We start from the raw sequence: 25,935 nt of genomic DNA, 5'->3' as shown, positions 1-25,935 counted from the left end.
TTCTTTCGCCCAGCTAAAAATGTTCACCGTGACACCGCCCCCAGTCGATAACGTTGCTCGATTTGATCTTGAAGTTTTGAAATTAGATAGAACACTTCTTTAAGCGTCTGTTTTTCAATAAGACTTAGCTTGTTCGGATCGATAAAGTTGTCGATCTCTTCGCCCAGTCTGCACTGCTCGTATTGGTGGACGAGGCGCAGCAGCATTAAGAATTCAAATGATTCCTTAAGCTCATGGCTGTATTCATCCAGCATCTCATGCCTACCCTGTAATGCTATTATGCGGTCCAGCGTCGCTGTTTCTTTTACACCTTTTTCAAGGCTAAAGAGCCGTATTATATCAACAAGGAGCGCTAAGCCACTGGTCTTGAGATTGAGATGGTTTTTATGTTCGCCGCTCTTCTCAACGACAAATGATTTAAAGAAACCAAGCGGCGGCCTCGTCGACCCGATCATTGACGACATTTGCGTCAGGAAGAAGTTTTCTTTGCCCAACGTATGCGTTAGATGCGCCCGCAACTCTTCGGCAAGGTCGAAGTCGCCATCCACCGGTCTGAAATCGAAGAATATCGTCGACAGTAAAAGTGCCTCCGGTATAGCCGAGGTAATCCAGTCGGTAAAATAGCGTTTCCACACGTGTAGCGGCTGGCACCACTTTGGATTGCTCGCCATATAGTTGGCCGGGCACGGCGGGAAACCGCTCTTGATTAACCCGTCATTCACGCGCCGGCTTAGTTCGGCGAAATAATACATCACTTCTACTTCTTGCTCTTTGCTCGCCGGATCGGCATAAATCAGCGCATTGTCCTGGTCGGTTTTGCAGGTTTGCTCCTTACGGCCTTCACTGCCGAAAACAACCCAGCAAAACGGCACCGGCGGCTTACCGAGCTCTTTAAGCTCGATCTCAATGACTTTCTTTACCAGCCGGTCGTTAAGCTCGCTGATGATTCGCGCGATGTCCGATGCATGTGTCCCTTCCTTGATAAGCATGGTTACGAGCTGGTTGATCTCGCAGTTCATAACGTAGAGCTCGTCAATCGATTCCACGCTCTCAATCTCCCGCGCAATCGTAACCGGAGACGTACCGCTCAGCATCATTAGATCGTGGTTGGTCAGCATGCCTTTTAGCTTCTCTCCATCCATAACAAGAAGGTGATGAATATTGTGGCGGATCATTTTAAGCAGCGCCTCAAAGCTGTAGTCTTTAGCTTGGACGGTTCGGAGATCGGTGCTCATAACATCGCCTACCGGTTGACGCATATCTTTACCTTTGGCGATAACCTTGTCTCTCAGGTCACGGTCGGTGACAATACCAACCGGGTATCCGTCATTGTTAACGACGACAAGCGAGCTGATATTGTACTCACTCATCGTGCGCGCAGCGGCTTGAATCGATATCTCAGGAGGCGCGGTAATAGTTTTCCGTGATACTATATCGCCGACCGTAACCGCCGGGTGCGACGACATGCCGGCTCTGCAGATAATATCTTTCTGGTACATTTCAACAAACGCCCGACCCGAGTACTTATTGAGATACGATTCGAGGAAGAACTCCGCAAACGCAGGGTTAGCGTCTTTTAGCTTGTTAAACGTCTCTTTATCGATCAGGTAACATATCGTATCATCTATAGCGACGATGTTCGTGCGGGAACGCTCGCCGCTATAGAGCGATATAAAGCCAAAGCTATCGCCTTCGCTCCTGTAGTCTACAATTACCTCTTCACTTCCCGACTTGATAAACACCTTGACGCCACCCTTTTTGATTACATACAGGTATGGGCTTGGATCCGACTGAGCCAATATCAACGAGCCCTTCGGATAAAACTCCATAAGAACTTTCTTTGCAGCCGCTCTCAACACTTTCGTATCTAAGAATTTAAACGGCGCCACTTGTCCTAAAAATTCAACAACTTCGTTGGTAACCAATTATCCCCACACCTTCAGCTACTAACTTTTTGAGCTACTAACTTTTTAGAAGGATTATTAAAAACCTTCGTCTCCCTGTTTCCTATCTACAAGTCTACCCTGGGGTTTTATACATCATTACAAAAATCTCGCTAGCGGTGTGATTTAGAAGTTAAAGGTCACTTTGATTCGCCGACTGAGGTGACGCAGACAGGTGAGCGGGCTCAATATCGTTTGCGGTTAATTCTGAGCCGTATACCGGTTCAGGTATACGAACATGAGCGTGCTGATCGAACTTTCCTTATCGTCCCATGCGTGAATCCATAAAGGATGCAATGGAAAGTGCCGCCGCCCATAACAGGGCCAACGATATGACACCAAAGACGATATAGTACAATACCTCTAGCTCAGACATTATTGCACCTCCAGAAGTTCATAAATATTCCTTCACTAGTTCACATTGTAGGCATTTACGCTCTACCTGCTAACTTTTTTCCGGCGAGTGGGCTTTTACGGGAGTAAACGCGCGTGCGGCTCTGCACGGGGATCTTTATATAATAAAAGCCCCGCTCATGCGGGGCTTTACCGTTTACGCTATATTATTGCCGTTGACAGTGTTAATGCCGGCAATTACAAAATGCTTTGTTACTCTGTAATCGCTGCTCCATCTATTGCAGCCCGTGAAGTAACGGGCTCTTCTGCAGTCTGTGACATCGGAACAAAAGAAGGTGCTTTTGCAAGGAAGCTGATCACGCCTGCAAGCAAACAGAGACCGGCCGATATTTGAAACGCCAACTGGAACGAACCCGTCGCGTCCTTAATCATACCTGCCATAATCGGCCCAAAAACGCCGCCGAATCCCCATGCAGTAAAGACCAGGCCGTAATTAACACCGAAGTTTTTGGTGCCGTAATAGTCGCCGGTAGTCGATGGAAATATCGAAAGCAGAGCGCCGTAATTGAAGCCGACCATCATAGCGCCTACAATCAACATGCCTATCGTGTTGAGCTCGGGGAACAGCAGCATGCATACGGCTTGATAGAAAAAGACGAGCCGCATCGTGCGAACGCGCCCGATAAGATCGGAAAGTGCGCCGGCGATTAAACGCCCGCCTGCGTTTGCTATCGCTAAAATGGCAACCATAAGCGATGACCATTTTGCCGCCTCGGCGAGAACCGCCACATCCGTCGAGGCGCCCGCAATTTTCGCTGAAACTATGCTTGCAAGGCTGCCGATTGTAAGCAGACCGGCGGCAGCGCCGAGCGCAAACATAACCCACAGCAAATAGAACTGCGGTGTCCGTATCATTTCAAACCATTCAAAGTCGTGCTTGCCGTTTGCGGCAGGCGCCTTCTTTGTGTCTTTTCTGGGCGCTGTTGCGGCTGCCGGAACGTAACCGGCCGGTGGGTTCTTAAGAGCCTGTGATACGAGGATGCTTACTACGAAAAAGCCGATTCCGAGGATCATAAAGGTTGAATTAATGCCCTGGCCTTTAATAAGTGTAGTAGTAAGCGGTGCGATATAGACCGATGCAAGGCCAAAACCCGCGACGACTATACCGGAGATTAAACCTTTTTTTGCCGGTGGAAACCACTTGATCGCAGGTGGCGTAGCTGAGGCATATCCCAGGCCTATACCAGAGCCTGCTAGAACACCGAAACCGATAATAGCCCAGATAATGTTATGTGCGGAGGCAAAGCTCGCGATAATTAATCCAATACCTACGAGAGCCCCGCCGATTGTTGCAACGATTCGCGGCCCGAACTTATCCTGCGCCCGGCCTGCGAATACCATCATTATTGCGAACATGCCACATGCAACCGCATATGGTAGCTGGGTTTGGGTCGCAACCCAGCCAAAGCCGCCTTGCTCGATCGGCTCTTTCAGCGCCTTGGCGATAATGCTCCATGAGTAGAGCACGCCGAGCGCTAGATTTAGCGCGGTAGCTGCAGATACTACAGTCCAACCCCGCAATTTACTTGGTTGACTCATTCAACACCTCTTTTCTTTACAGTGGCTGCCGGCAATCGGGTTAAGGGCAATAAGCAAGACTACGATGGGCAACCACACCCTTCTATGTATTACTTAATCTTTTGCTAATTGTTAAGACCAAGCAATATGTGTTTCTTGCTTTCACCTCCTGATTAAAAAGTTTCTCCCGATAGCCTTGGTGCGCAACATACAAAATGCAACTTACATCATAATTACATCATAAAGGATGTTGTGCGTGTTCCTGTAAAGAAAAGTCGAGGCTTGGCTACTCCCGTGCCATATGGTTCCCAGACTATTGCAAACTACTAATAATGTCAATAGCGTAACAACGCTGTTACTTTGAGATGTATACCCATATAAACAATCGTAAACACTAAGCTCGCGATACCCCAAAAGAGTACAGAGCCCTAATAATAGGGTATATAGTTGATCGCATTGTCTCTATCGGTATCAACAAGCAGGTCTTATACCGTGCCTACGATATTACCGTTCGCGTTAGAAACATCATATCGGATGTTTTGTTACCCCCGCCGACCCGTTTCAAACGAGATGCCTAGATGCTTCTTTGTCAAATTACGGCCGGCGTGCGGTATCTCCTGCCGGTATGCTTGTGGCCTACGCTATAATCAAGTGAGCGTTTTATTGATAGGAGTATGCGGTGAAAGCATTTATACACGGTTTCATTCTTGCCTTTGGCTTAATCATTCCTCTCGGGGTTCAGAACTTGTTCGTATTTAACCAGGGGCTAACCAGACGAAATTATACGAGCCTTTCCTGTTGTTATTACCGCTTCGCCGTGCGACACGCTTCTGACTCTTAGCCGTACTCGATGTTTCCCTCGTGGTATTAAAGCTGGCGTGGTTTAAGACGGTTCTGTTTGCTTTTGGTGTGGTATTTCTGCTATATACGGGATGGATTATTGTGCTAAATAAAGTATCAGCTATTATCATTTGGGGCACTTCCGCATACCTCGCAACAACGTTGATTCTAACGCTTCATTAAAGCATGCCTCACGCTTATTAATAACACGAATTGTAGCTAGCTAGTTAACCCCTCTTTCTTCGCACCTACTAATGTTTAATATTTCAACCACATGAGGTATATAGTATTCAGGGTAGTTACTATGAAGTTATCGTAGTATCCAGGCAGACGCCAACCGCCATGCGAAGCCTCCCTAACACGCCCAACAGCGTATCAAGAATAAGAAGGAGATCTGCGATGAAGAAACTGTTCCTGTTTTGCCTGCTGGTAATCTCGCTAATCGCATCTACGGGGCTTGGTTATGCCGCTGACAGACCGGCATCAACGTACTCCGCAGCCGCGGTCGCACAAACACAACTTGCGTTCAAAATTGATGAGCGTCAGTATTTTGTAGTGAACTCTCAAGGCAGCACACAAAAAACGCTTGATGCCACACCGTTTGTTGCTGCGGGGCGCACGCTTATCCCTATCAGGTATGTTATCGAGCCGCTAGGTGGCAAAGTGACCTGGAACCAAAAGCTAAAGGAAGTAGATATAACGTTAAAGGGAACAACAATCAAGCTCTGGGTTGGCAAGGCGCAAGCTGAAGTCAATGGGAAGAGCACCCCTATAGATAGCTCAAACTCAAAGATTATGCCGATAATCTACAAGAGCAGGGCATTCGTTCCGCTTCGCTTTGTGCTTGAGACCGTCAAAGCCGAAGTGCTGTGGGATCCTACCGAGAAAAGCGTCCTCGTCAGGTATCCTGTCCCGTCGCTGCTGACATTTGACGCCCCAGGCTTTTCAATTAAGTATCCTGATAACTGGACAAAGGCAAGCGATAGAACCGCTTTGTTTACTTCTCCCGAGGATGATAATCAGGTGGTAGTGCGGTCGCAAGAAGTCTCATCAACAGTTACATTTGCTGATTTTGTAACGGCCAATGTAGACGATCTGCAACAAACGGCGGGTTTCAAAGTACTCGAATCTATGGATGCTACCGTGGGCGGCATTGCAGCTCATAAAGTAACATTTACATCACTTGATAACGGCGTAACGTCGGAGTTTACGCAATACTGGGTAATGAAGAACAGCACCGTGTATATCGTGCAATACAGCGCCAGCGATGCCCTCTTTGCAAACTACATGTCGATGTTCTCGCAAACGGTGGGTTCATTCACGCTGAAATAGGTGCTGATCGCTCTAGCGTTTACGTCAAAAAGCCCTGTATGAGTATACAGGGCTTTTTATTTTTGTTGCTAAATGACGATAACAATTCCATCCGTGAGTTCCCTTAGCCGTCTTGTTACGTTCCCGGTACGCAGCCAAGATCCAGGACATCATTAAGACAAAACCCGTGATGACATTTAAGAATGCTTTTCACAAGGTAAAGCCTTGGATTTCCGCCATACAGTTAAGCAGCACGATAAACGACCAGACGACAATGCCGGCTAATGCAATACCTAAAATATTAAATATAAGCACTCCATTATGGCTGCTATGCGTCGGTGTAAAAAACATTCCAGGTCAGCGATATACGACTGCGGCATAGTTCCCTGCGGGAATGCCTCTCGCCAAACATCAGAACGCGGGGCACCCAGAGTAGCTGCTCTCAGGTTACCGGCGCACGAGCCCATGCAACCGCTGTAATTGAATTTGCATTACTATGAATATAATTTCGGCAACGCCCCTGAAACTTGTCATGGTATAGCCGGGAAACATATACGAAGACCGAGCGACTTTACTATCTCGATGCTTGCATCGATACCGAGTTCGCTTACGGCCTCCTTAGCATTTGCCTCTAGCTTCTTGCAGTTGGTGCAGCCCGTCCTAAGATTTTGATCTCTATGAAATCTTCCTAAAATTACTTGATTGTATATATCCGTTAAAAATTGAGCTTTTCAGAGACGGTTCATATTAGTCGGTGCTTTTGATTTTCAGCAGAGTTACTCCAATTCGCTCTTAGTCTATAGTTACGCAGAATTTGCAGTGTGAAATACTCTCCTGGGCTTTCGCTGACCCATTACTATTGAACTTCGCGGAAGAAGTGGCCGGTTGTTGATTCCTGTCTATGGAATAGATTATCGGCTTTTTTCAGTACCGACGTGATGTCGGGATTACCGGCCGTTATGAGGTCGATTGCCTCTCGATACGCGGCAACCACATCGCGGACTTCTTTTTCCTCGTAGCGGTTAAGCAGAAGGCGGATCGAAGAAACGCCTGCGTCGATGATATTCCCGGTATTCGGCAGCAAGTAGAGTTCACGCGAGTTATAGATATGCGAGCGGCAATTGCTATCCTGCTCGATGGGGAACTTAAAACCCTTTTCATCCTTGATATAGAAGCTCTTGTAGGCGCACGTCGCACAGCTTTTCTTCGAGGCGCTCGGTACGCAATGCTCCGTGGTCATTACCTCGAGCCAACCGTGTGCCAGCACTTCAAACGGCCAGCTGATAGATGACGTGATTTCCCGTACCTGGTCGAGCGTGAGTTCCGGCGACAGACAGATTCTGGCGGCAACTTCTTCCATAAAGAACCGCGCGGCTACCCGGTTAAAAGTATTGACGTGATAATCGAGGAACACAGGTAATCCCAGAGTTTGTACGGGCTCGAACAACCCGAAATTATCGGCAAGCACGGCATTGAACGAACCGTTGTTTTCCTCCAAGAACTTCATGAGCGAGGTGATTTCCTTCTCATGCAGGATGTTGCCGGTAGCATATGCGATTCTTACACCGGTCGCCGATCTGAGATCGGTCAATCTTTCAAAATCGACCGGCTCCAACCTCTTGAGGCCCGGCCTGATGTATATCCAATCCGCGCCGCTGACTGCGGCGGAACGTGCCTGGTCGACGGTGCTTACATCGGCTGCTAATATCGGCTTTGCTTTGCCCTTTTTCGGGGGAGTCTTTTGAGGCGCCATGATATCATCGAGTTCATCCAGCGCCCTGCGGGCCGACAAATTTTGGCGTCGATATGCTTTAAGGCGCACGGCATCAAGGCGCTCGATGAGGTCGCGTCGGAGTTCGTTGAGTTTGCCGAGCGGCACCATCGCGCCTTCTTCGATCTTAATGTCCCACGATTCAACCTCGTATTCGGTGCTGCCGAGCCTGTTTAGCTGCGCTATTACGTCGATATCGGTAAGCGATCTGTGTTCACCCCGCTCAGCGAGAAAACCGCTGGTTACCTCCGACGTTTCATTGCCGTACGGCTCTGCCACACGCGCCGTAAACTCTAAGGGCTTATCAATCTCAATGCGTGCGCTCATGTGAATCGGGATTTTGCGGTCGCCGCCACGCTTGATGACTTCTCGCGCAGCCCGGACCAGTTTTTCGTTATGCACGCGAAATACCCGGTCGCCTGTGTTGATGCGGTGGCGTTTCCCCTCTACAATAACGACCGCCTTTGAATCCTGCGGCGCACAATCAACTGCTTTGTCGTCTACAAAGAGCTTACCGACTTTCGAGCGCACTCTTCCGCCTTGGCTCACCCATACTTCAATTTCATCGCCGATACAGAGTTCGCTTCTGAGCTGTATGCCGAGGCGTGCGGTATACACGTCCAGGTAGGTAACGCGCCCGATAAGGACGCCGCGGTCGCTCGGGCGTTCGAAGCTCATGAGCTGCCCGTCGCGAACCCCCTTCATATAGCCCTCGGTAAAACCGCGGCTAAACGCTTCTTTGAGCTCCTCGATCTCCTCGTCTGAAACATGATAGTTATCCGGGTCGCCTTTATAGCGGTCGATTGCCGCCCTATAAATGCGAACGACGGTCGCCACGTACTCGGGCGACTTCATGCGCCCCTCGATCTTGAGAGCCGAGACACCGGCTTCAGCAAGCTCGGGGATTAGTTTTATGCCGGCGAGATCGCGCGTGCTCATAAGATGCCTGCCCGGTGTCGGCCAAACCTCTTCTTTTTTGCCCGGCACGAGCAGTTCGTAACTCATCCGGCAAGCTTGCGGGCACATGCCGCGATTGCCGCTGCGATTTCCTACCATGCTGCTGAAAAGGCACTGGCCCGAGTATGAAAAACACAGCGCTCCATGGATAAAAGTTTCAATCTCGATATCGGTCGCTGTGCAAATGTCGTGGATTTCTTCGATGGATAGCTCGCGGGCAAGCGTAATTCTTGAGGCCCCATGTTCCTCAATGAATTTTGCCATCTCTACGTTATGCGTATTCATCTGCGTGCTCGCGTGGAGCCTTATCCCCGGGAGCAGCTCGCGCACCAGCTTAAATACACCCCAGTCCTGCACAATAACAGCGTCGGTGCCGGTATTATATATCTTCACCAGGTTTTCAATCGCTGATGGCAGTTCTTCATCTGAAACAACCGTATTGAAAGCGACATATACTCTTACACCTTTAAGGTGAGCGTCTTTTATCGCATCGTACAACTCTTCGATGGTGAAGTTATCGGCCCCACGCCGTGCGCTGAATTTGTCGATGCCTACATAGATGGCGTCGGCGCCGCTGTTGAGCGCCGCATTAAATGCCGTCCGGTTGCCCGCCGGCGCTAGAAGTTCAAGGTTTTTGTTCATTGTAATAAAATACCCCAGCTCACGTATTTAAACAAGCATTACAAAACTATCCTTGAGATTAGGTATGCCCTATACATTAGTTTAATTTTCCCCAATCGCGATAAAAACTGAAAAGATTCAAGCTCAACCAAACCGTTTTAGGGAATAGATAAAACACACGCATACTCAACTAACAGAAGCCATGGTCCATTCGCAGAAAGAGTGATGACGGTTGAAGAAATATTTCTTTTTAATATTATTGGGATTCTTTCTCACTGTCTTTCTTGCCGATAGCTTTGCCGGAGAAGCAGATCAGTTTACGAAAGTAGAAAACTTGGGAATAACTCAAACCGCCCAAAGATCGTATGTTATGGCCGACAACGGAACTGTCCTCGCCCGTTTATACCTTGAAAACCGCGAGGATGTACCGCTCAGCAAAGTGCCCAACCATGTTCAGCAGGCGTTTGTTGCAATTGAAGACGAGCGCTACTACGAACATCACGGGGTTGATTACTACGGTATCGCGCGGGCGCTGGTAACGGATATTAAAAGCGGCAAAGTCGTTGAAGGCGGTAGCACGATAACGCAACAATACGTAAAAAACAGTATCGGAGAGAAGGACCGTACGGTTACGAGAAAGCTTCGCGAGGTGTTCCTGGCATCAAAGCTCGAGCAAAAGTACTCGAAGCGAAAGATACTCGAAGCGTATCTTAATACCATTTACTTCGGTCAGGGTGCGTACGGAATAGAGGCTGCGTCAGAGGTCTTTTTTGACAAAAAGGTTAGCAGCTTGTCGCTGGCCGAGGGCGCGTTGCTTGCGGGTGTTACCAAGTCACCCGAGTATTTCTCCCCGTATACGAACCCTGAGCATGCCTATGAGCGACAGAGGATCGTTCTCGATAAAATGGTCAAGTTGCATATGATAACACCGGAAATGGCGGATGCGGCTAAGCAAACAAAGCCGAGGCTCACAGCTCTTAAGTCGGAAACCATTATCTGCCCTCATTTTGTAGAATACGTAAAGAAAGAGCTAATCGACCACTATGGTGTGGATAAGGTCTTTAAGGGCGGCCTGCGGGTTTACACGACGCTTAACTTGCGGGCGCAGCACATCGCGGAAAACGCGATTGACAACGAGCTTTACTACAAGCACGATCCTGAAGCCGCTTTAGTATCGATAAACCCAAAAAACGGCCATATCGTTGCGATGGCGGGCGGCCGTAATTTCAGCACATTAAAATATAATCTTGCGACACAAGGCAAACGCCAGCCTGGATCTTCATTTAAAACATTTGTGCTTGTCACGGCGTTAAAACAAGGATATTCGCCTAACGATATGTTTGATGGCAGTTCACCTCAAGCTATACGTATCGGGGGGCCCAACCCCTGGATCGTACACAACTGCGAAGGTGAAAGCAGCGGCGATATAACGCTGCGCGATGCCACCGTGCATTCGATTAATGCCGTATACGCACGGCTCACCGTCAAAGTCGGCCCCAAAAACGTATGGCGTACTGCCCATGCTATGGGTATTACCACGTACAACCACCCATACCCGTCTATGGGAATCGGCGGTTTGACTGTCGGCGTGTCGCCGCTTGAGATGGCGAGTGCGTATGCTACACTGGCAAACGGCGGTATTTACATAAAACCTGTGGCAATTTCCAGCATATTGGATCCAAATGGCGATCTTTTCGCACAAGCGATGCCGTCCAGGTCACGAGCGATTAGCCCGCAAGTCGCAGCCGAGGCGATAGATATACTTCGCGGCGTTATAACACGCGGCACGGGCACGGCCGCCGATATAGGTCGCCCCGCAGCCGGCAAAACCGGTACGAACGAAGAATACCGGGACGCCTGGTTTGTCGGTTTCACCCCAAACCTCGCAACTGCTGTTTGGATGGGTTACCCGCAAGCGCAGGTTTCGATGTATGATGTGCACGGTAACCGCGCGTACGGAGGTATTATCCCCGCTTCGATTTGGGAGCGTTACATGAAAAGAGTGCTGGTAGATACGCCTGCATCGAGTTTCCCCGAACCTAAAGGAGCTTGGGATTCTCGCTCACACTCTGATAAATCATCCATAAACGCGGATAACAAGAACTATTCTGGCGGACCGCGCAAATCTCGAAGGAGGTCCCTTCATAACCAATGGAACCAGCAGCAAGGGCAGCAGCAATCGACGACGACACAAGACACATCATGGCAAACACCGCAAACCACACAAGCGCCACCGGTAGATTCAACCGCACCGTCAACGCCATCAACACAAAACAACTCCGGCAATTCCTGGCAACAAACGCAACCGAATACGTCGGTGACCCCGCCCGGCCAGCAACGCCAAAATCAACAAAACCGGCAGCCGGATCAGCAAGGTACCGGCAATGGCGATAGGCCGTCCACGACCTATCAGCAGTAGCTAGTTACAGCGGCTTGTATTGCATCCATCCGTATATGCCATCGGTTTACGTGGGGATCGTTTTTGCTAATGCAGCTATATGTGAGTGGTCTTTGCGGTGAGCGCTCGCTTCTTCGCCCCATAAAAAGCTGCGGCTTCCATCGAATTGTCGAGCTCTATAACTTCGATATTCTCACCATATTTCCTGCGAAGTGCGAGCACAATCAGGTAATCGGCGAACCAGGGGTTTTTCGGCAGAAGCGGGCCGTGTAAATAGGTGCCGAAAGCGTTTTTGTAACGGCAGCCTTCATGCTGAGACGCGCCATCATTGCCATAACCTTTGATAACTTTGCCAAAAGGCGTAACGTCTTCTTGCAAGTATGTTTTCCCGCTATGGTTTTCGAACCCTACGAGCTCAAGCTTCCGCAGCTTCGAGCCCCTGAATAACAGCGCTCTATCTACCGGTGTCATAAATGAATAGCAGTCGATAAGCGTGTTGCCGATCATGCGGTCGTCGCTTCCTTCTGTATGCACGTCAAATACACCGATGCCGGGTAGCTCAAGGCCTTCCTTTGTCCTAAAGTAATGCCCAAAGAGCTGGTATGCCCCGCAAACCGTGAGCGCGCATACCCCCTGCTCGATAGCCTCTTTTAACGCGCACTCCCGTTGTTTCAGATCATGAGCGATTACCTGCTGCGAGCGATCTTGCCCGCCGCCCATGAGAATGATATCGGCTGCATTAAAATCAACCGAATCACCCTGCTTGACATGGGTTACGACAACATCGAAGCCGCGCCACTCGCACCGTTTAACAAGTGCAAGAACGTTTCCGTAATCACCGTAAAGGTTCATCGCATCCGGATACAAATGGTAGAGATTGATGCTGATGTTGCTCATGCGACTTCCTTCCAGAAACCCTCGACAAAGCCTTTTCTCGTCAAGTAATTCCTTATATGCAGCATACCGGTATACGTCGCCAGAACGTACAACGTTTCACCATCGCCAGTGCGCGATAACGCCTGTTCAAAAGCATCATCGATCGTTTCAACTAAGACAATCTTACCCGTCTCGAATCCTTCATATTTAAAGCGAAGCGCCATATCCCCCGCCCTGATTCCCGTTGTGTAGATAAAGTTCGAGTGCCTGGGTAACGCTGAGATATCGGCATCCCATATCCATGAAATATCGGTGCCGTCCGCAAAGTTATCGTTTAGCACGAGCATAAAATTTCGCGCTTCGCTATCGGTGCTGAGCGTCTCGGCGATCTGCGTTAAGCCGATCGGGTTTTTAATAAGCAGAAGATAGGTTTCCTTGCCGTTTACCACGAAGCGCTCCATGCGGCCGAACGCCGCATCTGAATTCGTCAGCGCCATAGAGATATTGCGCTCATCCACATCTAAGGTTGATACAAGCGCGTATGCGGCGAGAGAATTATACACATTGTAGGTGCCCGATAATCCGAGTGCGACATCCAGCGATTTGTCGCTGCCGCGCAAGGTTACGGATGAATTCTTAACCCCGTGCAGGTAGATGTTATGCGCTTCGAAGTCGAGCGGAGGCCGTTTAAAGTCGCAGTTCGGGCAGGAATAGAGCCCGAGATGACCGTAGAAACGCCGGTCAAATTGCAGCTCTGAGCCACATATAATACAGTCCTTGCTGTCCATTGATGCTCTGGAGGTCGATATGTAACGGGCTTCGTCGAGGCCGAAGAACGCGACTCTACTGCGCTCATTTACATCACGGGCAAGCCATGCTACCAGCGGATCGTCTGCATTAAGAAGCACCATTGCACCCTGAAGCGGCGCGATTGAACTGCCTATCATTCGCGCGGTGGTATCGAGTTCACCATAGCGGTCGAGCTGATCTCTAAAAAGGTTTGTCACCAGCACGATTTTTGGTTTCAGTTGCGGTATGGCGTTCGGCATTGTGGCTTCATCCACCTCGAAGAGCCCGATATCACCGCGCGTCCGGCCAAATATCGTCGATTGCTCGATCAAAGCCGACGCTATCCCCCGAACAAGATTAGAGCCCGTCCGGTTATGCACGACCTTATAACCTGACTCGCGCAGTATCTCCGCCGCATATTTTGCGGTGGTCGTTTTGCCGTTCGTTCCGGTTATAACGATTGTGCCGTGTTTAAGCTTGCTTGTTATCTTAGCAATAAGCCGTGGGTCGATCCTAAGTGCGACAAGCCCTGGGAGGGCTGAGCCGCCGCCGGCTTTAAAAAGCCTGCTCAATAGTATTATGATCTTTCCGGCAATCACAGCTAAGAATTTCATTATCTCGCCTGATATATCTCGTGTTAATGCGGTTTGGTTCAGCTTCATAAGATATGTAACCATTCGTGGCTTTTTGAAACCTTTACTTATCCCCTGTTAACCCCGTTGCACACGCATTAATCCGGAAGTCGTTATGACTTTAACGCCCTGAGCTTCTATTTTATCGAGGTACAAGTTCATTCCTATCGCATCGCTTGCGATATGACCTGCCACTATAAGATTGATGTGGCTTTCGCTTGCTTTCTTCCTGAGCTTCTCGCTAAAGTGCATACCGATTATGGTGCCGACGCCGGCTGTGCTGAGCCGCTCCATCGCGCTCTCGGGCCCTTCGGTACCGCCTGTCATATCAACGACGATTCTACCAGGACGTTTGCTCGCTTCACCGGCTATGAGCGTTGGGCCGCTTCCCTTTTTTGCCGCATCTTTATACTCAGGTATCTCGCGAAGCGCTTTAACAATATCGCCGAGCGTGCTCGGGGATTTCGCATCGACATGGCGCTGGACAAATCCTTGTACCATGTTATCGCACGGTGTATGCGTGCACATAAACGCGAATCCAAGAAGTTTGGCCGCATCGACAGAGCGCATGTGGTTTACGGGCATAAGACCCCGGCGAACCTCGGCCATCCGTTCGCCGATTAAATCTTCACCGACATTGATCGGTACACCCTGCTTTTCCCACATATCGGCTTGCATCGCCATAACGCCCGCCAACTCCGCAAGCGCCCGGCCTTCGGGATGGTGTGCATGGACAAGATCGATTGTCTCACCTTTTTCACGTAACCGGTCGGCAAGAACAATCTCTTGCGTTTCCATGTCGATACCGGCCATTAAGCCCCTGATCTCCATGTCGGGATCGCCCAAGAGAATCCGGGTATCGGTATACGGGTTATCGAGCGACTCAACGTCGAAGTATTCTTTTTCGTCATCTTTGAGCCCCTCATATGCTTCCTTCTTTTTGTCGAGGAGTTTTTCAATTTCGGCTTCACCGCGCGGATCATGATTAATTCCAAGCTCAACCGCTAAATCGTACATTGCGCGCAACTTCATCTTTTACACAACCTCCTTGAGATAAGAACACATATCTAAAATACTTGTTTTTACCACTTTAACGACTCACGTATGGATTCCCGTCAATGGTAAACCTTAAAAGCATGTCTGTGCCTGCAGATATGCCTATCCTCGAAGATGCGGCGACTGCAAACTTACCGGCATCATCGGCTGAGCGCCTGTGATTATTGCTACCGTCGCATTTGCCGCGAGCGTCGTAACTGCAGTCCGCGAAAAAAAGACAGCCCGGTACGGTTACATCCGCACCGTTATCACGCAAATCGATACTCAAAGCCTTGGTTAGTTTGCCCGGCCCGTTCGTAAGTTCAACCGTGCTCTTGGCAGGCCGGTTTTCAAACATCTCCCCAACGCCGGATAGAGGCTCGATCGCCCGTATAAGAACCGCTCCTGCATGCCCATCGGGCTCGGTAACAACATTGAGCAGGCTATGCACGCCGTAATTAAGATAGACATAGGCCTTTCCGGCCCGGCCGAACATTATCGCATTCCGGGACGTCATGCCGCGGCATGCGTGGCTCGCCGGGTCATTCTCACCGAAATACGCCTCCGTCTCGACGATGCGCGCGACAAGTACTGATTTTGGCATAGTTCTGACGATTATCTTACCCAGCAGATCGACCGCAACTTCGTCGGTACGGCGTTCGTAAAACGAAACCGGCAATGGGTTATAAACATCGGTAATACTTTTTGTGGTCAACATTAAGAATAAATTATAGCATATACTACGGTCTCTTCTGCCGCATTAAACGCTTGATCTCTGCGACGTCGTAAGTGTTGATAACATCCTCTTTGGTAAGCCAGCCGCGCTGCGCCGTCGCGACACCGTAGCGCATATAGACCATATTGCCGGTGACATGGGAATCGGTGTCAATCGTAAATTTGCAGCCGTAACGGTCCTTAGCTTCGCGCAGGTAATCGTCTTTGAGGTCGAGCCGGTTCGGATAGGCGTTCAGCTCGAGAAACGTTCCGGTGCCCGCCGCTGCTTTGAACACAGCCTGCAAATCAACATCATACGGCGGCCGCTGGCCGAGAATACGCCCGGTCGGGTGACCGATGATGCCGACATAAGGGTTCTCAATCGCCCTTACAATCCGCCTCGTCATCTGTTCTCTCGATTGATTGAAACCACCGTGAACCGAGGCGATAACGACATCAACCCGGCCCAATACCTCCGGCCCGAAATCGATGTTACCTTCATTGTCGATGTTGGTTTCCATGCCGCACATAATTTCTATATCGGTGTAGCGCTCATTAAGCTCGCGTATTTCCCGTATTTGTTGTTCGAGCTCTTCGGGGGTAAGGCCGCCGGCTATACGCAGTTTTTCAGTATGATCGGAAATCGTTATGAATGTGTAGCCGATCTCACGCGCCATATTAACAATTGCTTCGATATCGTTAATGCCATCGCTCCAGTTGCTGTGCACGTGAAAGTCGCCTTTGATATCGCTCAACTGCACTAGTGCGGGCAATTTATGCGCCTGAGCCGCTTCGATTTCGCCCTTGTCCTCGCGAATCGTAGGCGGGGGCGTGTCCATATCCATTATCTGATAGACTTCTTCTTCCGTCCTGCCGGCAAGCCGTTCATCCGTTACCATATCGAAAACGCCGTATTCGTTTAACTTGAGCCCCCGCCGTCTCGAGATATCGCGCAAGTGGATATTGTGCGCTTTAGATCCGGTAAAATACTGAAGCGCGGCGCCATATTCGTGCGGGGCAACGACACGTAGGTCTATCTGCAGGCCGTTGCGCGCAACGATACTGCTCTTTGTATCTCCTTTGGCCAGCGTATACGCCACTTCCGGCATTGTTGTGAAGAAATCCATAACCATCCCGGGATCGGTGCTCGACGCAAGCAAGTCGATATCGCCTATGGTATCTCGCATACGCCGCAGGCTCCCCGCTAGATTCGCCCGTTCGACGAAGGGCTGTTTCCGCAGCAGTTCAACTATCTCGTGCGCGATAGGATACGCTTCCGACAAGAGGATGCGCTCGTGCATTTTTTCGAATTGCCGGATGCCTCGTTCGATGTTTTCCTCGGTTTTTCGACCGAAGCCCCGCATGCGCTCCAACTTATGCTCGGCAACGGCTTTTTCAAGCTCATCCATCGTGCTAATGCCGAGCTCATCATAGATCCGTTTTGCTTTCTTAGGGCCGAGACCCGGTATATCCATAAGCTCCGTGAGCGACTCGGGTACTTTTTTCTTTAGGTCCTCGTAGTAGGGCAGCCGCCCTGTCGTTATGAGCTCTTCAAGCCGCTGCGCCGTATGCGCGCCCACACCGGGAATTGCTTCCAATGCTTCTACACCGCCCTCGGCATATATCTCCGTAAGGGGTCTGCTAAGTGCGCGTATGCTCGCTGCCGCTTTATGATACGCGCGTATCCTAAACGTGCTCTCGCCGATAACGTCGAGCATATCGCCTATCTCATCAAGAATATTAGCCGCTTCGTTATTGTCGATTTCCCCGCGCCGGAGCGCCTGCTCGGCCATAATCATCATCCTTTATCAGCTCTTAGGCTTATCAATACGATCGCAGTTACTGAAAAATTGCGCAGCCACTGCTTCGGTTTTATCTATTCCAATATAAAATCTTTTCATAACTATTCGCTTTTATATCTCTACTAGATATTGTAACCAGCTTGTACGCTAGGCAAACGTCACATATAGCGTGTAAACGGCAAATTACCTGTAGCGAAGATATATGCTAGCCCTACAATCCGGTTTGCTGTACTATAATCGTCTAGGAATACTTGCGTTCACATACGTCTGAAATACTTAGATTCAATAAGGAGCATACATTTTCTATGGAACAGGAGAAGGCAGCAACGAAGGCTAAGCCTAGAACTCAAGAGACAAACTCCAGCGGTTTGAAGCTCGCGCTCGCAGGATACACCGTCTTGTTTGTCGGTAAACTTGTTACATATTTCATGACAGGCATCGGCGTAATGTACGCCGAAGCACTGCATAGCCTTGCAGACATGCTGATTTCGGGGTTTTTACTGATTGCTTTAATCTGGGCCCGTAAACCTGCCGACCGCGAATACCGTTTTGGATACGGCCGTGCAGAAAACGTGGCGGCACTTGTTGCAGCTACCGTTTTTATCTCGTTTACCAGCCTCGAGTCGTTTCGCAGCGCTATTCCTAAACTAACCGGGAGCGTCGAGCCAGAGTACTCCAATTTAACGCTCGGCCTTATTGTTACCGGCGTGGCTATAGTGATCAGCGCTTTGCCGCTCTTTAAAATCTGGTTTAGTAAAGCGAAAGGCGCGGCTTCGAAAGCACAGTTTATCGAGTCGATAAACGATGAGATTGCGCTCCTTGCAGCGCTGATCGGCATCTTCTTCATCAAGGAAGGCGTGTTGATAGCCGACGGGATTGCTTCCATCGTCGTCGCCGTCGTAATCGCGGTTAACGCCGGCATTCTCTGGTGGGAGAACGCTCGTACACTCATGGGGCGATCGCCCGACAGCAATTTCTACCAAGACGTGCAGCGAATCGTAACAGCGGTCGAGGGTGTCAAGGATGTGCATGATATGCAGGCCGAATACATAGGCAATGGTGTCAGGTTAGACCTTCACGTCGAAGTGCCGTGGGGTACCCCGATTGAGCGTGCGGATAAGATTGCCCACGAGGTCGAAGCGCAAATCATCACGACGATTGAAAATGCGTTTTGCACGGTCCATGTCGATCCGGAAGGCGTAAAGTCGTAAACCTATCGCTGTTTAAATCCACTTCTTGCGCCTGAAGTACATAACCATACTTAGCGCTACGAGCAGCATTATCAGTAAAACAACCGGATAACCCCATCGTGAGCTGAGCTCGGGCATATATCTAAAGTTCATTCCATATAAACCAACGATAAACGTAAGCGGGATGAATATCGTCGATACAATCGTTAACACTTTCATGACTTCGTTGAGCCTGTTGCTGACGCTCGAGAGATAAATGTCGACCATCCCCGAAAGCATGTCGCGGTACGTCTCGATGGTGTCGATAACCTGGATTGTGTGATCGTATACATCGCGCAAGTAGATTCTCGACGACGGTTGGATGAGGCGCGATTCACCCCGCTCCAACGTTCCGATCACCTCTCGAAGCGGCCATACCGAGCGGCGCAAGAATATCATTGTGCTTTTAAGATTATGTATAGACTCGAGCGTTTGCCGTTCGGGCGAGGCTACGAGCTCGTCTTCCAGGTCGTCAACCTCTTCACCCAGCATCTCCATTATTGCAAAATAGTTATCGACTACCGAGTCTATCAGTGTGTAAGCGAGGTAATCGGCGCCCATGCTCCGCAAACGTCCCGTTGCCACCTTAAGATGCTCGCGAATACCATTGAAGGTATCGCCTTCGATGCCTTCCTGAAACGAGATTACGTAGGTCTCGCCCAGAATAATGCTCACCTGCTCTGTTGTGATGTCGATTCCGTCACTCTTAGCATAGAGCATCTTGAGAACGATATAGAGGTAATCGCCGTAATCCTCGACTTTCGGGCGCTGATTTGTATTAAGGATGTCTTCAAGCACCAGTGAGTGAATGTTGAAGCACTCGCCCAACCGCGAGAGCACGTCAACCTGGTTAATCCCTTCTACATCAATCCACGTGACTACGCCCTTCTCTTTTTTAAGCGCGCACGCCTCTTCAATACCAAGAACGAGTTCCTGGTATGTTTCCGGTGAGTATTCAATAGCGGTTATCTTGACACCCTGCGTTCGCTCCCGGCCAATATGCACCAATGTGCCAGGTGGAAGACCCGCCTTTTGCGACCGTCTTTTTACGTGTTTTGCCATATTATCACCTGCTAATCTGAGCGCACTTTGGCGAGCTCGTTTTTTCTGGGATTAAACGGACAGGGAATCCTGCAATTCGGGCAAATCTTAACGCGATACAAAACCAGCGCGTAAAGGCCGAGCGCCGATGCCAGTATGCCAATCGCGATATTCAGCATAAACGTAGCAATTATATAAGCGCCGATAATGATAAGGGCAAGCGGGTAGAACAGCCATGCCTCGGATGTTGAAAAACCCATCCTGGTAAAGCGCATGCTTTTACGTTGAGGCCGGTACGGGCAGCTTATATCGCAGAAGTTGCATAAGCGCACCCGGTGAACGCCGTACCACAAGAATATAATGACGGCCAAACTAAGCCCGGCAAGAACGATGTTAACTCGTGAGACCGCATACGCGCCAACGAGAAATATTGAGGCAAACGTCATTACGATGAGCGATCGCTCTAGGTCATCAAACCCCCTGCCGGGATTATCGTTTTTAGTTTCTTCTGAAGACATAACTTCCCCTGAATCAGGTCTCTTGCAGCACTTTAGGGCGCCGCACCCAGAGAACCCGCAAATCGACAAGCGCATGTATCAACATCGACGGTATAAGGCTACCAGAAAACACATAAAGCCCGCCTAAGCCCGCGCCAAGAAGCCCGGTAGCTATAATGCCACGACAGCCCTGATATGCATGGGCTACACCGAAGATAATCGATGACACTAGCAACGGTAGAGCTACACCGGCACTCGGAATCATGAACGAAAGGTACAGGATCACGAAACCCCTGTATAATAGCTCTTCACAAACGCCCGCTGTAATAGAGAGCGCTACCCAGATACGGCGCTCACGCCGGGTGTTCGGCAACAACGCCAGCGCAGACTCTTCGGAGCTCGCCAACGCTTCCTGCCCTTTTGCCGACCGGGCCAATATAACCATAGCAATAATGCCGATGATAGCGACGGTTAATAAACCTAAGAGAAGCAGGGTCGAACCCGCTTTCGGTAGCTGCAACCCGATTAAGCCCGGCAAATTTAGTATCAACGGCGCAAGAGCGGCGATCGTCACCACTACGAGCACCCACTCGAGTATTATAGTCCGCAGATAAAAAGGTATTTTGAACCCCGGGTCCACCTTGAGTCGCTCGACAAGCTTGCGATACTGCAGAATCCCTGTTACCGGCTCAACAACAACGAGATAAAAAAACAGCAGATGTGAGATTACGGGCATGTATCCTGTTAATCGCACTCAGCAATTCCTTTCGACTACCGGTAGTAAGGGCCTCTACGCTCAGCCCACTTATCTACACCAATCCCTTTTATTACATTTAGATTCTGTTCGATGCCTCTGTGAACCTTCTTTAACACGTGCGTGCTACGAGTTTTTGATTAGCATTATGCTTTCCTCAAGTTTCTCATAGAAACCATGTGTCGCGAAAGCCTGCCGCGTATAAATCATAACCGCACCTTCAAGGTGCGGTTTGCACTAGCCCTATAAGGGCATGATACCTGCCGCATCTTAAAGTGCATGATACTGTCTTCTGCATTGTTTACCTGGCTATCCCTTAAAGGGATTATCCTCTTCCTTGAGGTTGTCCATTACCTGATCGTGGTGCTGTTGCTCGCGTATGTATTTCTTAATTGTCTCTTCGTTAATGCCAACCGTTGATACGTAGTATCCCTTACACCAGAAGTGCCGAGAGCCATACTTGTATTTCAAATTACCGAATTGCTCAAATATCATGAGCGAACTCTTGCCTAAAAGGATAGCCCATTATCTGTGCTACGCTATATTTCGGCGGAATCCTTAGACACATGTGTATGTGGTCGATACAGGCGTTTGCCTCAACTATTTCAATTCCCCTGTAGTGGCACAGTTTTCTAAGTATTGCGCCGATTTCTTTCTTGTACTTGCCGTAGATGATCTTTCTTCTAAATTTTGGCGCCCATACGATGTGGTACCGGCAGTTCCATCGTGTATGCTCTTGACTCGCATCCATACCTGTTTGCTCTCCTTTGCTTGGTTTGAAGACAGTATCACTTCAATCCTAGTGCAAAGGAGAGCTTTTTTATCTCTACTACAACGGCTCCGCCTTATTTGAACTCCCCCGTATAACGGGGGGTTTTCGCTTGCGCAAAAAAGGGCTCCGCGTTACCGCGAAGCCCTTGCTTTGAAGCCCCTGAAAGGGTGTTAAGGCTATGAAGCCTTTTTGATAATCTCTTGTGCCTTTGCTGCCATATTCGGGAAAAGATCTCCCGGCACGGTTCCTTTACCTAAAGTCTTAAAGACCATATACCGTGCGCAATTGGTGTTGTCACCTTGGCAGTATTTCTTCTTATACATATCTGCCATAGATGGCATGCCTGACATTCTGTCATGGAAGAAAGGACACCCTGCAATACATTCACAATCTGCCAATTCTAGCACCTCCCTTGTTGCAATTCGTAAAATAATACGTTGATAGACATAATATCGGCGCTAGAACTCTGAACTTTACACTTTTTTTTTTACGCTACAAGCGCTTTTTCATTATAAGTGCTGGTAAGTTCTTAAAGGATAGAGGCTTTATTCTATGTTATATTACTGCACGCGTACCAATAACGTAGCTAAGGAGCGTTCCCCGGCTTATGTTGAAAGTGGCTTACGGTGGTTACGTATGACTCATCGGTCATCCCGAATGCGAGCAAATACCGCCAGAGCGGTTTTTCCTTCTCGAGATACTGCGAAAGCGATAAACCCATAAGCAAGTCCTCAGGTTTATAAGAAGTGTCGAGAGCACGATGATCGCCGAGGATACGCCACCCTGCAGCATCCCGGCGGCCATGAATTGCGCGGCTCCCGCAAATACAATGAGCGACATGAACGAGGTTTCGGCGACTGCGAGCTTTGCCTGCGACGACATTACGCCGTAAGCAAGCCCGAACGGTATTACACCCAGCATGAGGGGTGCGGTCCTTTTTGTCCCTAGAATTATCTCTTTTGAAATCACTATAAAACGGCGAAGTTCTTTGTCTCATCCGCCAGCGCATTGATATACGCATCCATTTCCATCTGGCGCTGGTGCCCTATTTGTTGACCTTTCAGCGTGTGCAACCTTCCGGGGAGTTCCTGACTAAAGCGCCTGATAAGTGCAATGGTCTTCTTTGTATTGGGCGTCCACTCATCACGGCCTACGGTTGAGAGCAGGCGCATGATTCCAATCGCGCCCATGTAATCAAGCACATCGGCGTCATGAAAAATGACCGCTTCAACGGGCATTGCCGGTTTAGCGTAAAACATATGCCCGCGCACTATATCGCGGACAAGCGGTAGTTTCTCCAGCGGGAACCCCATAGGGGTGAGTATCTGGTCTGCAAGCTGGGCCGAGCGATCCGAGTGTTCGACACGCTCAAGTTTGTACGGCTCAAACGCACCTGCATCGTGAATAAAGGCCGACGCAAACAGCGCGTCTTCATCGATCTGAATGGGCTGAGCCTCTATGAGAGTCTTCGACATTTCGTATACTCGTCTGTAGTGCTCAAAGCCCCTGCTTGGGTGGTTAAACTGTTTTGCAAAACCAAGCAATGATTCTTTCCATGTAGGCCCACCTTCCCGAGCGTTCATGTTACGTGCTTCAGGTTTATCTACGACATTTGCTCTGCTTCTCATCGGGCCCCCTTAACGCTAAACTCATGATAATCAGGGAATATTGCTTGCTTGGCAGATGATACTCTAGGGCGAAGCTATTCCTGCCTTTAATAATTGATTGTGCCAGTTGTCACGCAAAACTACAAGGGATGCTACCGGAGTTTTGTAACATTTTCCGATACCATCCCTTTATTTTTTTACGCCGTCGCCCGCATCGTTCTCATTTTGGGATAAAGCTGGTCTACAGTTTGCTGTGCGTCGTTTAACCAATTCTCACGCTGCTCAGGCGTACTGATCAACACCGGGCTATAGAGACGACGGTAGAAGTTTTTTATACCACAGAAGCCGAGGACATTTCTATGCCATAATTCAGCCAGCGAATTTCCGTATATTTGTTCTTCTAGGTCGGGCGGTGTATTTGATGTATTTATCAAAAGCGCGCTCTGGGTTTTTAATAGACCTACCGGCATGCCTACCCCGGCCGGCCCCTCATCAAATCTGTATGCAATGCCAACCCTGAATACACGATCAATCCAACCTTTAAGGATTGCCGGCGGTTGGCCCCACCAGACAGGATGAATAATTACGAGCCCCTCCGCACTGCCGAGCTCGTCGCAATGTTGCTGCAGCATGGGATCAAGCTCGGAATTCGGCGAAACCTCCGTTAATGAAAGGGCCGGGTCGAAATTCTCTTGGTATAGGTCGTGAAACCGCGCGTCATGTCCGTTCTCTGTTAACGTCTGAACGACGGTATCAGCGATAGCGCGATTAAGACTTTTCGTACTCGGATGCCCGAGAATTACTGAAAGCTTCATAATGCACCTCCTTCTCACATACATTTTCTGCTAAGTATCTTCCGCAGCATCAAAAATCTTACACCTGGACACTACTAGCAACGAGATTGTCCGGCAATCTAAGGCGGGGCAAATGGACAATCCTCGAACCTCATAACGAATATCTCTATTGCAAAAATAACCTAACGAGTTCTTATACGGCAACACGAGCAGATGTGTGACTTGTATAAGTTAACATCTCACCTGGCACCTGCTGTATAGAGGGCAATATTCAAGATTTGCGGTCATTTGGTGTGCGCTCATGCTTCAATCCACGCCCCCGCATGGGGGGCGACCGTACCTTTTCGTGCAATTGTTGTTCTGGTGTCTTTGTTTCAATCCACGCCCCCGCATGGGGGGCGACCAACGCAGGTATCTGGGCATTTATCGCTATCCAAAGTTTCAATCCACGCCCCCGCATGGGGGGCGACCGGATACCGGCACAATCGCTACGACGGATACAACTCGTTTCAATCCACGCCCCCGCATGGGGGGCGACGGGTCTTCATCAAATGCACCTCCACCGATGATATTGTTTCAATCCACGCCCCCGCATGGGGGGCGACGCTCATCAAGGGCGCGTTTACCCTCGGCGGTGAGTTTCAATCCACGCCCCCGCATGGGGGGCGACCAAAGCGGTGCCTCAAGCTTGTCGGGGTGAAATGTGTTTCAATCCACGCCCCCGCATGGGGGGCGACGCGGCAGAGGCGGCGCCCTCGACCTCGCCAAAAAGTTTCAATCCACGCCCCCGCATGGGGGGCGACCTCATTCGCCTCGTAAACTCGTTGTACTCCATATGTTTCAATCCACGCCCCCGCATGGGGGGCGACTTCAAGCCCGCGATTTTACCGAGTACAGTGCGAAGTTTCAATCCACGCCCCCGCATGGGGGGCGACGCGTGTGCGTGACCTCGATACGCTGCAAGAAATGACGTTTCAATCCACGCCCCCGCATGGGGGGCGACTCTATCATGCGCCCGCGCAGCTCGTCGTAGGTCTTGTTTCAATCCACGCCCCCGCATGGGGGGCGACTACATAGGGGCGGCCCCACTGTGGTAGCTCGTATGTTTCAATCCACGCCCCCGCATGGGGGGCGACTCTCGGGCCTCCGTATAGCGATGCTCGTTTTTGTAAGTTTCAATCCACGCCCCCGCATGGGGGGCGACCTGGCAACCGGCGCATGGTCCGGGGTAATCGCAACGTTTCAATCCACGCCCCCGCATGGGGGGCGACTCGCTGTAGCGTGTTTAATGCTTAATTGTGATCATGTTTCAATCCACGCCCCCGCATGGGGGGCGACCGGCGATCTTCTTGTCGTTATAGGTGTTCTTTAAGTTTCAATCCACGCCCCCGCATGGGGGGCGACCCCTTCGACATACCGGCATATGGTTACTTACGTGTTTCAATCCACGCCCCCGCATGGGGGGCGACCTCAACGGAGCGCCCAAGAGCACGGCTGATGAGGTTTCAATCCACGCCCCCGCATGGGGGGCGACCGGGTAGTGCTTGATGGCAATATCATAGACTGCACGTTTCAATCCACGCCCCCGCATGGGGGGCGACCATTCCGGCGATCAGGGTA

Annotated in this window: 18 protein-coding genes, 1 pseudogene and 1 CRISPR repeat array (1 of these 20 only partly in view); of the genes and pseudogenes, 3 read left to right on the top strand and 16 right to left on the bottom strand. The window is 50.0% G+C overall.

Annotated elements, in window-relative coordinates; all coding sequences use genetic code 11:
• Positions 1-23 precede the first annotated feature (23 nt).
• Together VGK02_04070 and VGK02_04065 are read right to left on the bottom strand one after the other, a co-directional pair.
• Entirely contained in the window at positions 24-1,925 is a 1,902-nt protein-coding gene (locus VGK02_04070) for a DUF294 nucleotidyltransferase-like domain-containing protein (GenBank protein ID HEY3374225.1), read from the bottom strand.
• Positions 1,926-2,549: 624 nt separating this feature from the next.
• Positions 2,550-3,896, bottom strand: coding sequence for an OFA family MFS transporter (locus VGK02_04065; protein HEY3374224.1), 1,347 nt, complete (start codon positions 3,894-3,896; stop codon positions 2,550-2,552).
• A 1,218-nt stretch (positions 3,897-5,114) separates the two neighbouring features.
• Between VGK02_04065 and VGK02_04060 the strand changes: the two genes are divergently transcribed.
• Positions 5,115-6,047: a stalk domain-containing protein gene (locus VGK02_04060; GenBank protein HEY3374223.1), complete on the top strand. Its 933-nt coding sequence runs from the start codon at positions 5,115-5,117 to the stop codon at positions 6,045-6,047.
• 835 nt (positions 6,048-6,882) lie between these two features.
• Here VGK02_04060 and VGK02_04055 read toward each other — a convergent pair.
• The gene (locus VGK02_04055; GenBank protein HEY3374222.1) at positions 6,883-9,396 is read right to left on the bottom strand and encodes a DUF3656 domain-containing protein; all 2,514 of its coding nucleotides are present in this window, start codon (positions 9,394-9,396) and stop codon (positions 6,883-6,885) included.
• A gap of 211 nt (positions 9,397-9,607) precedes the next feature.
• On the opposite strand from VGK02_04055, the gene VGK02_04050 reads away from it, so the two are divergent.
• Positions 9,608-11,794, top strand: a complete 2,187-nt coding sequence (locus tag VGK02_04050; GenBank protein HEY3374221.1) for a PBP1A family penicillin-binding protein — start codon at positions 9,608-9,610, stop codon at positions 11,792-11,794.
• Positions 11,795-11,869: 75 nt separating this feature from the next.
• Here VGK02_04050 and VGK02_04045 read toward each other — a convergent pair whose 3' ends face one another.
• From VGK02_04045 to polX, 5 genes are all read right to left on the bottom strand, one after another.
• Positions 11,870-12,670, bottom strand: a complete 801-nt coding sequence (locus tag VGK02_04045) for a hypothetical protein (protein ID HEY3374220.1) — start codon at positions 12,668-12,670, stop codon at positions 11,870-11,872.
• Positions 12,667-14,052: a MurT ligase domain-containing protein gene (locus VGK02_04040; GenBank protein ID HEY3374219.1), complete on the bottom strand. Its 1,386-nt coding sequence runs from the start codon at positions 14,050-14,052 to the stop codon at positions 12,667-12,669. Before VGK02_04040 ends, VGK02_04045 begins: the two co-directional genes overlap by 4 nt.
• A 96-nt stretch (positions 14,053-14,148) precedes the next feature.
• Positions 14,149-15,102, bottom strand: coding sequence for a hypothetical protein (locus VGK02_04035; protein ID HEY3374218.1), 954 nt, complete (start codon positions 15,100-15,102; stop codon positions 14,149-14,151).
• A 58-nt stretch (positions 15,103-15,160) separates the two neighbouring features.
• Positions 15,161-15,823, bottom strand: coding sequence for a DNA-3-methyladenine glycosylase (locus VGK02_04030; protein ID HEY3374217.1), 663 nt, complete (start codon positions 15,821-15,823; stop codon positions 15,161-15,163).
• 22 nt (positions 15,824-15,845) lie between these two features.
• Positions 15,846-17,612, bottom strand: coding sequence for a DNA polymerase/3'-5' exonuclease PolX (polX, locus tag VGK02_04025; GenBank protein HEY3374216.1), 1,767 nt, complete (start codon positions 17,610-17,612; stop codon positions 15,846-15,848).
• 314 nt (positions 17,613-17,926) lie between these two features.
• Here polX and VGK02_04020 point away from each other — a divergent pair, with 314 nt between their 5' ends.
• Positions 17,927-18,832 (top strand): cation diffusion facilitator family transporter, encoded by a 906-nt coding sequence (locus tag VGK02_04020; GenBank protein HEY3374215.1) that lies wholly within the window; start codon positions 17,927-17,929, stop codon positions 18,830-18,832.
• 12 nt (positions 18,833-18,844) lie between these two features.
• Here the strand turns inward: VGK02_04020 and corA are convergent, their stop codons facing one another.
• From corA to VGK02_03980, 8 genes and pseudogenes are all read right to left on the bottom strand, one after another.
• The gene (corA, locus tag VGK02_04015) at positions 18,845-19,912 is read right to left on the bottom strand and encodes a magnesium/cobalt transporter CorA (protein HEY3374214.1); all 1,068 of its coding nucleotides are present in this window, start codon (positions 19,910-19,912) and stop codon (positions 18,845-18,847) included.
• A gap of 11 nt (positions 19,913-19,923) precedes the next feature.
• Positions 19,924-20,409 carry a hypothetical protein gene (locus VGK02_04010; GenBank protein ID HEY3374213.1) on the bottom strand — a complete coding sequence of 162 codons (486 nt, stop codon included), beginning with the start codon at positions 20,407-20,409 and terminating at the stop codon, positions 19,924-19,926.
• Between the two features lie 13 nt (positions 20,410-20,422).
• On the bottom strand, positions 20,423-21,142 hold the full coding sequence (locus VGK02_04005; protein ID HEY3374212.1) for a CPBP family intramembrane glutamic endopeptidase: 720 nt from the start codon (positions 21,140-21,142) through the stop codon (positions 20,423-20,425).
• A gap of 309 nt (positions 21,143-21,451) precedes the next feature.
• Positions 21,452-21,893: pseudogene (tnpA, locus tag VGK02_04000) on the bottom strand (IS200/IS605 family transposase).
• A gap of 197 nt (positions 21,894-22,090) precedes the next feature.
• Positions 22,091-22,312 carry a hypothetical protein gene (locus tag VGK02_03995; GenBank protein HEY3374211.1) on the bottom strand — a complete coding sequence of 74 codons (222 nt, stop codon included), beginning with the start codon at positions 22,310-22,312 and terminating at the stop codon, positions 22,091-22,093.
• A gap of 250 nt (positions 22,313-22,562) precedes the next feature.
• Positions 22,563-22,835 (bottom strand): AzlC family ABC transporter permease, encoded by a 273-nt coding sequence (locus VGK02_03990; protein HEY3374210.1) that lies wholly within the window; start codon positions 22,833-22,835, stop codon positions 22,563-22,565.
• A 47-nt stretch (positions 22,836-22,882) separates the two neighbouring features.
• The gene (locus VGK02_03985; protein ID HEY3374209.1) at positions 22,883-23,542 is read right to left on the bottom strand and encodes an HD domain-containing protein; all 660 of its coding nucleotides are present in this window, start codon (positions 23,540-23,542) and stop codon (positions 22,883-22,885) included.
• A 176-nt stretch (positions 23,543-23,718) separates the two neighbouring features.
• Positions 23,719-24,336 (bottom strand): NAD(P)H-dependent oxidoreductase, encoded by a 618-nt coding sequence (locus VGK02_03980; GenBank protein ID HEY3374208.1) that lies wholly within the window; start codon positions 24,334-24,336, stop codon positions 23,719-23,721.
• Positions 24,337-24,618: 282 nt separating this feature from the next.
• Positions 24,619-25,935: a CRISPR direct-repeat array (repeat unit 32 nt; unit sequence GTTTCAATCCACGCCCCCGCATGGGGGGCGAC); it runs 1,975 nt beyond the window's last position.

Origin of the sequence: Candidatus Aquicultor sp. (genome assembly GCA_036504445.1) — a bacterium.
GTDB lineage: Bacteria > Actinomycetota > Aquicultoria > Aquicultorales > Aquicultoraceae > DASXVE01.
Note: the sequence above shows the minus strand (reverse complement) of the source record. Positions and strands in the feature narration are given on the sequence as shown.

What these genes read in the sequence shown, in the direction of transcription:
- VGK02_04065 (HEY3374224.1), bottom strand. Translation starts at nt 3,896, where the DNA reads ATGAGTCAACCAAGTAAATTGCGGGGTTGGACTGTAGTATCTGCAGCT.
- VGK02_04060 (HEY3374223.1), top strand. Translation starts at nt 5,115, where the DNA reads ATGAAGAAACTGTTCCTGTTTTGCCTGCTGGTAATCTCGCTAATCGCA.
- VGK02_04055 (HEY3374222.1), bottom strand. Translation starts at nt 9,396, where the DNA reads ATGAACAAAAACCTTGAACTTCTAGCGCCGGCGGGCAACCGGACGGCA.
- VGK02_04045 (HEY3374220.1), bottom strand. Translation starts at nt 12,670, where the DNA reads ATGAGCAACATCAGCATCAATCTCTACCATTTGTATCCGGATGCGATG.
- VGK02_04040 (HEY3374219.1), bottom strand. Translation starts at nt 14,052, where the DNA reads ATGAAATTCTTAGCTGTGATTGCCGGAAAGATCATAATACTATTGAGC.
- VGK02_04035 (HEY3374218.1), bottom strand. Translation starts at nt 15,102, where the DNA reads ATGAAGTTGCGCGCAATGTACGATTTAGCGGTTGAGCTTGGAATTAAT.
- VGK02_04030 (HEY3374217.1), bottom strand. Translation starts at nt 15,823, where the DNA reads ATGTTGACCACAAAAAGTATTACCGATGTTTATAACCCATTGCCGGTT.
- polX (HEY3374216.1), bottom strand. Translation starts at nt 17,612, where the DNA reads ATGGCCGAGCAGGCGCTCCGGCGCGGGGAAATCGACAATAACGAAGCG.
- VGK02_04020 (HEY3374215.1), top strand. Translation starts at nt 17,927, where the DNA reads ATGGAACAGGAGAAGGCAGCAACGAAGGCTAAGCCTAGAACTCAAGAG.
- corA (HEY3374214.1), bottom strand. Translation starts at nt 19,912, where the DNA reads ATGGCAAAACACGTAAAAAGACGGTCGCAAAAGGCGGGTCTTCCACCT.
- VGK02_04010 (HEY3374213.1), bottom strand. Translation starts at nt 20,409, where the DNA reads ATGTCTTCAGAAGAAACTAAAAACGATAATCCCGGCAGGGGGTTTGAT.
- VGK02_03990 (HEY3374210.1), bottom strand. Translation starts at nt 22,835, where the DNA reads ATGCTGGGTGTAATACCGTTCGGGCTTGCTTACGGCGTAATGTCGTCG.
- VGK02_03985 (HEY3374209.1), bottom strand. Translation starts at nt 23,542, where the DNA reads ATGAGAAGCAGAGCAAATGTCGTAGATAAACCTGAAGCACGTAACATG.
- VGK02_03980 (HEY3374208.1), bottom strand. Translation starts at nt 24,336, where the DNA reads ATGAAGCTTTCAGTAATTCTCGGGCATCCGAGTACGAAAAGTCTTAAT.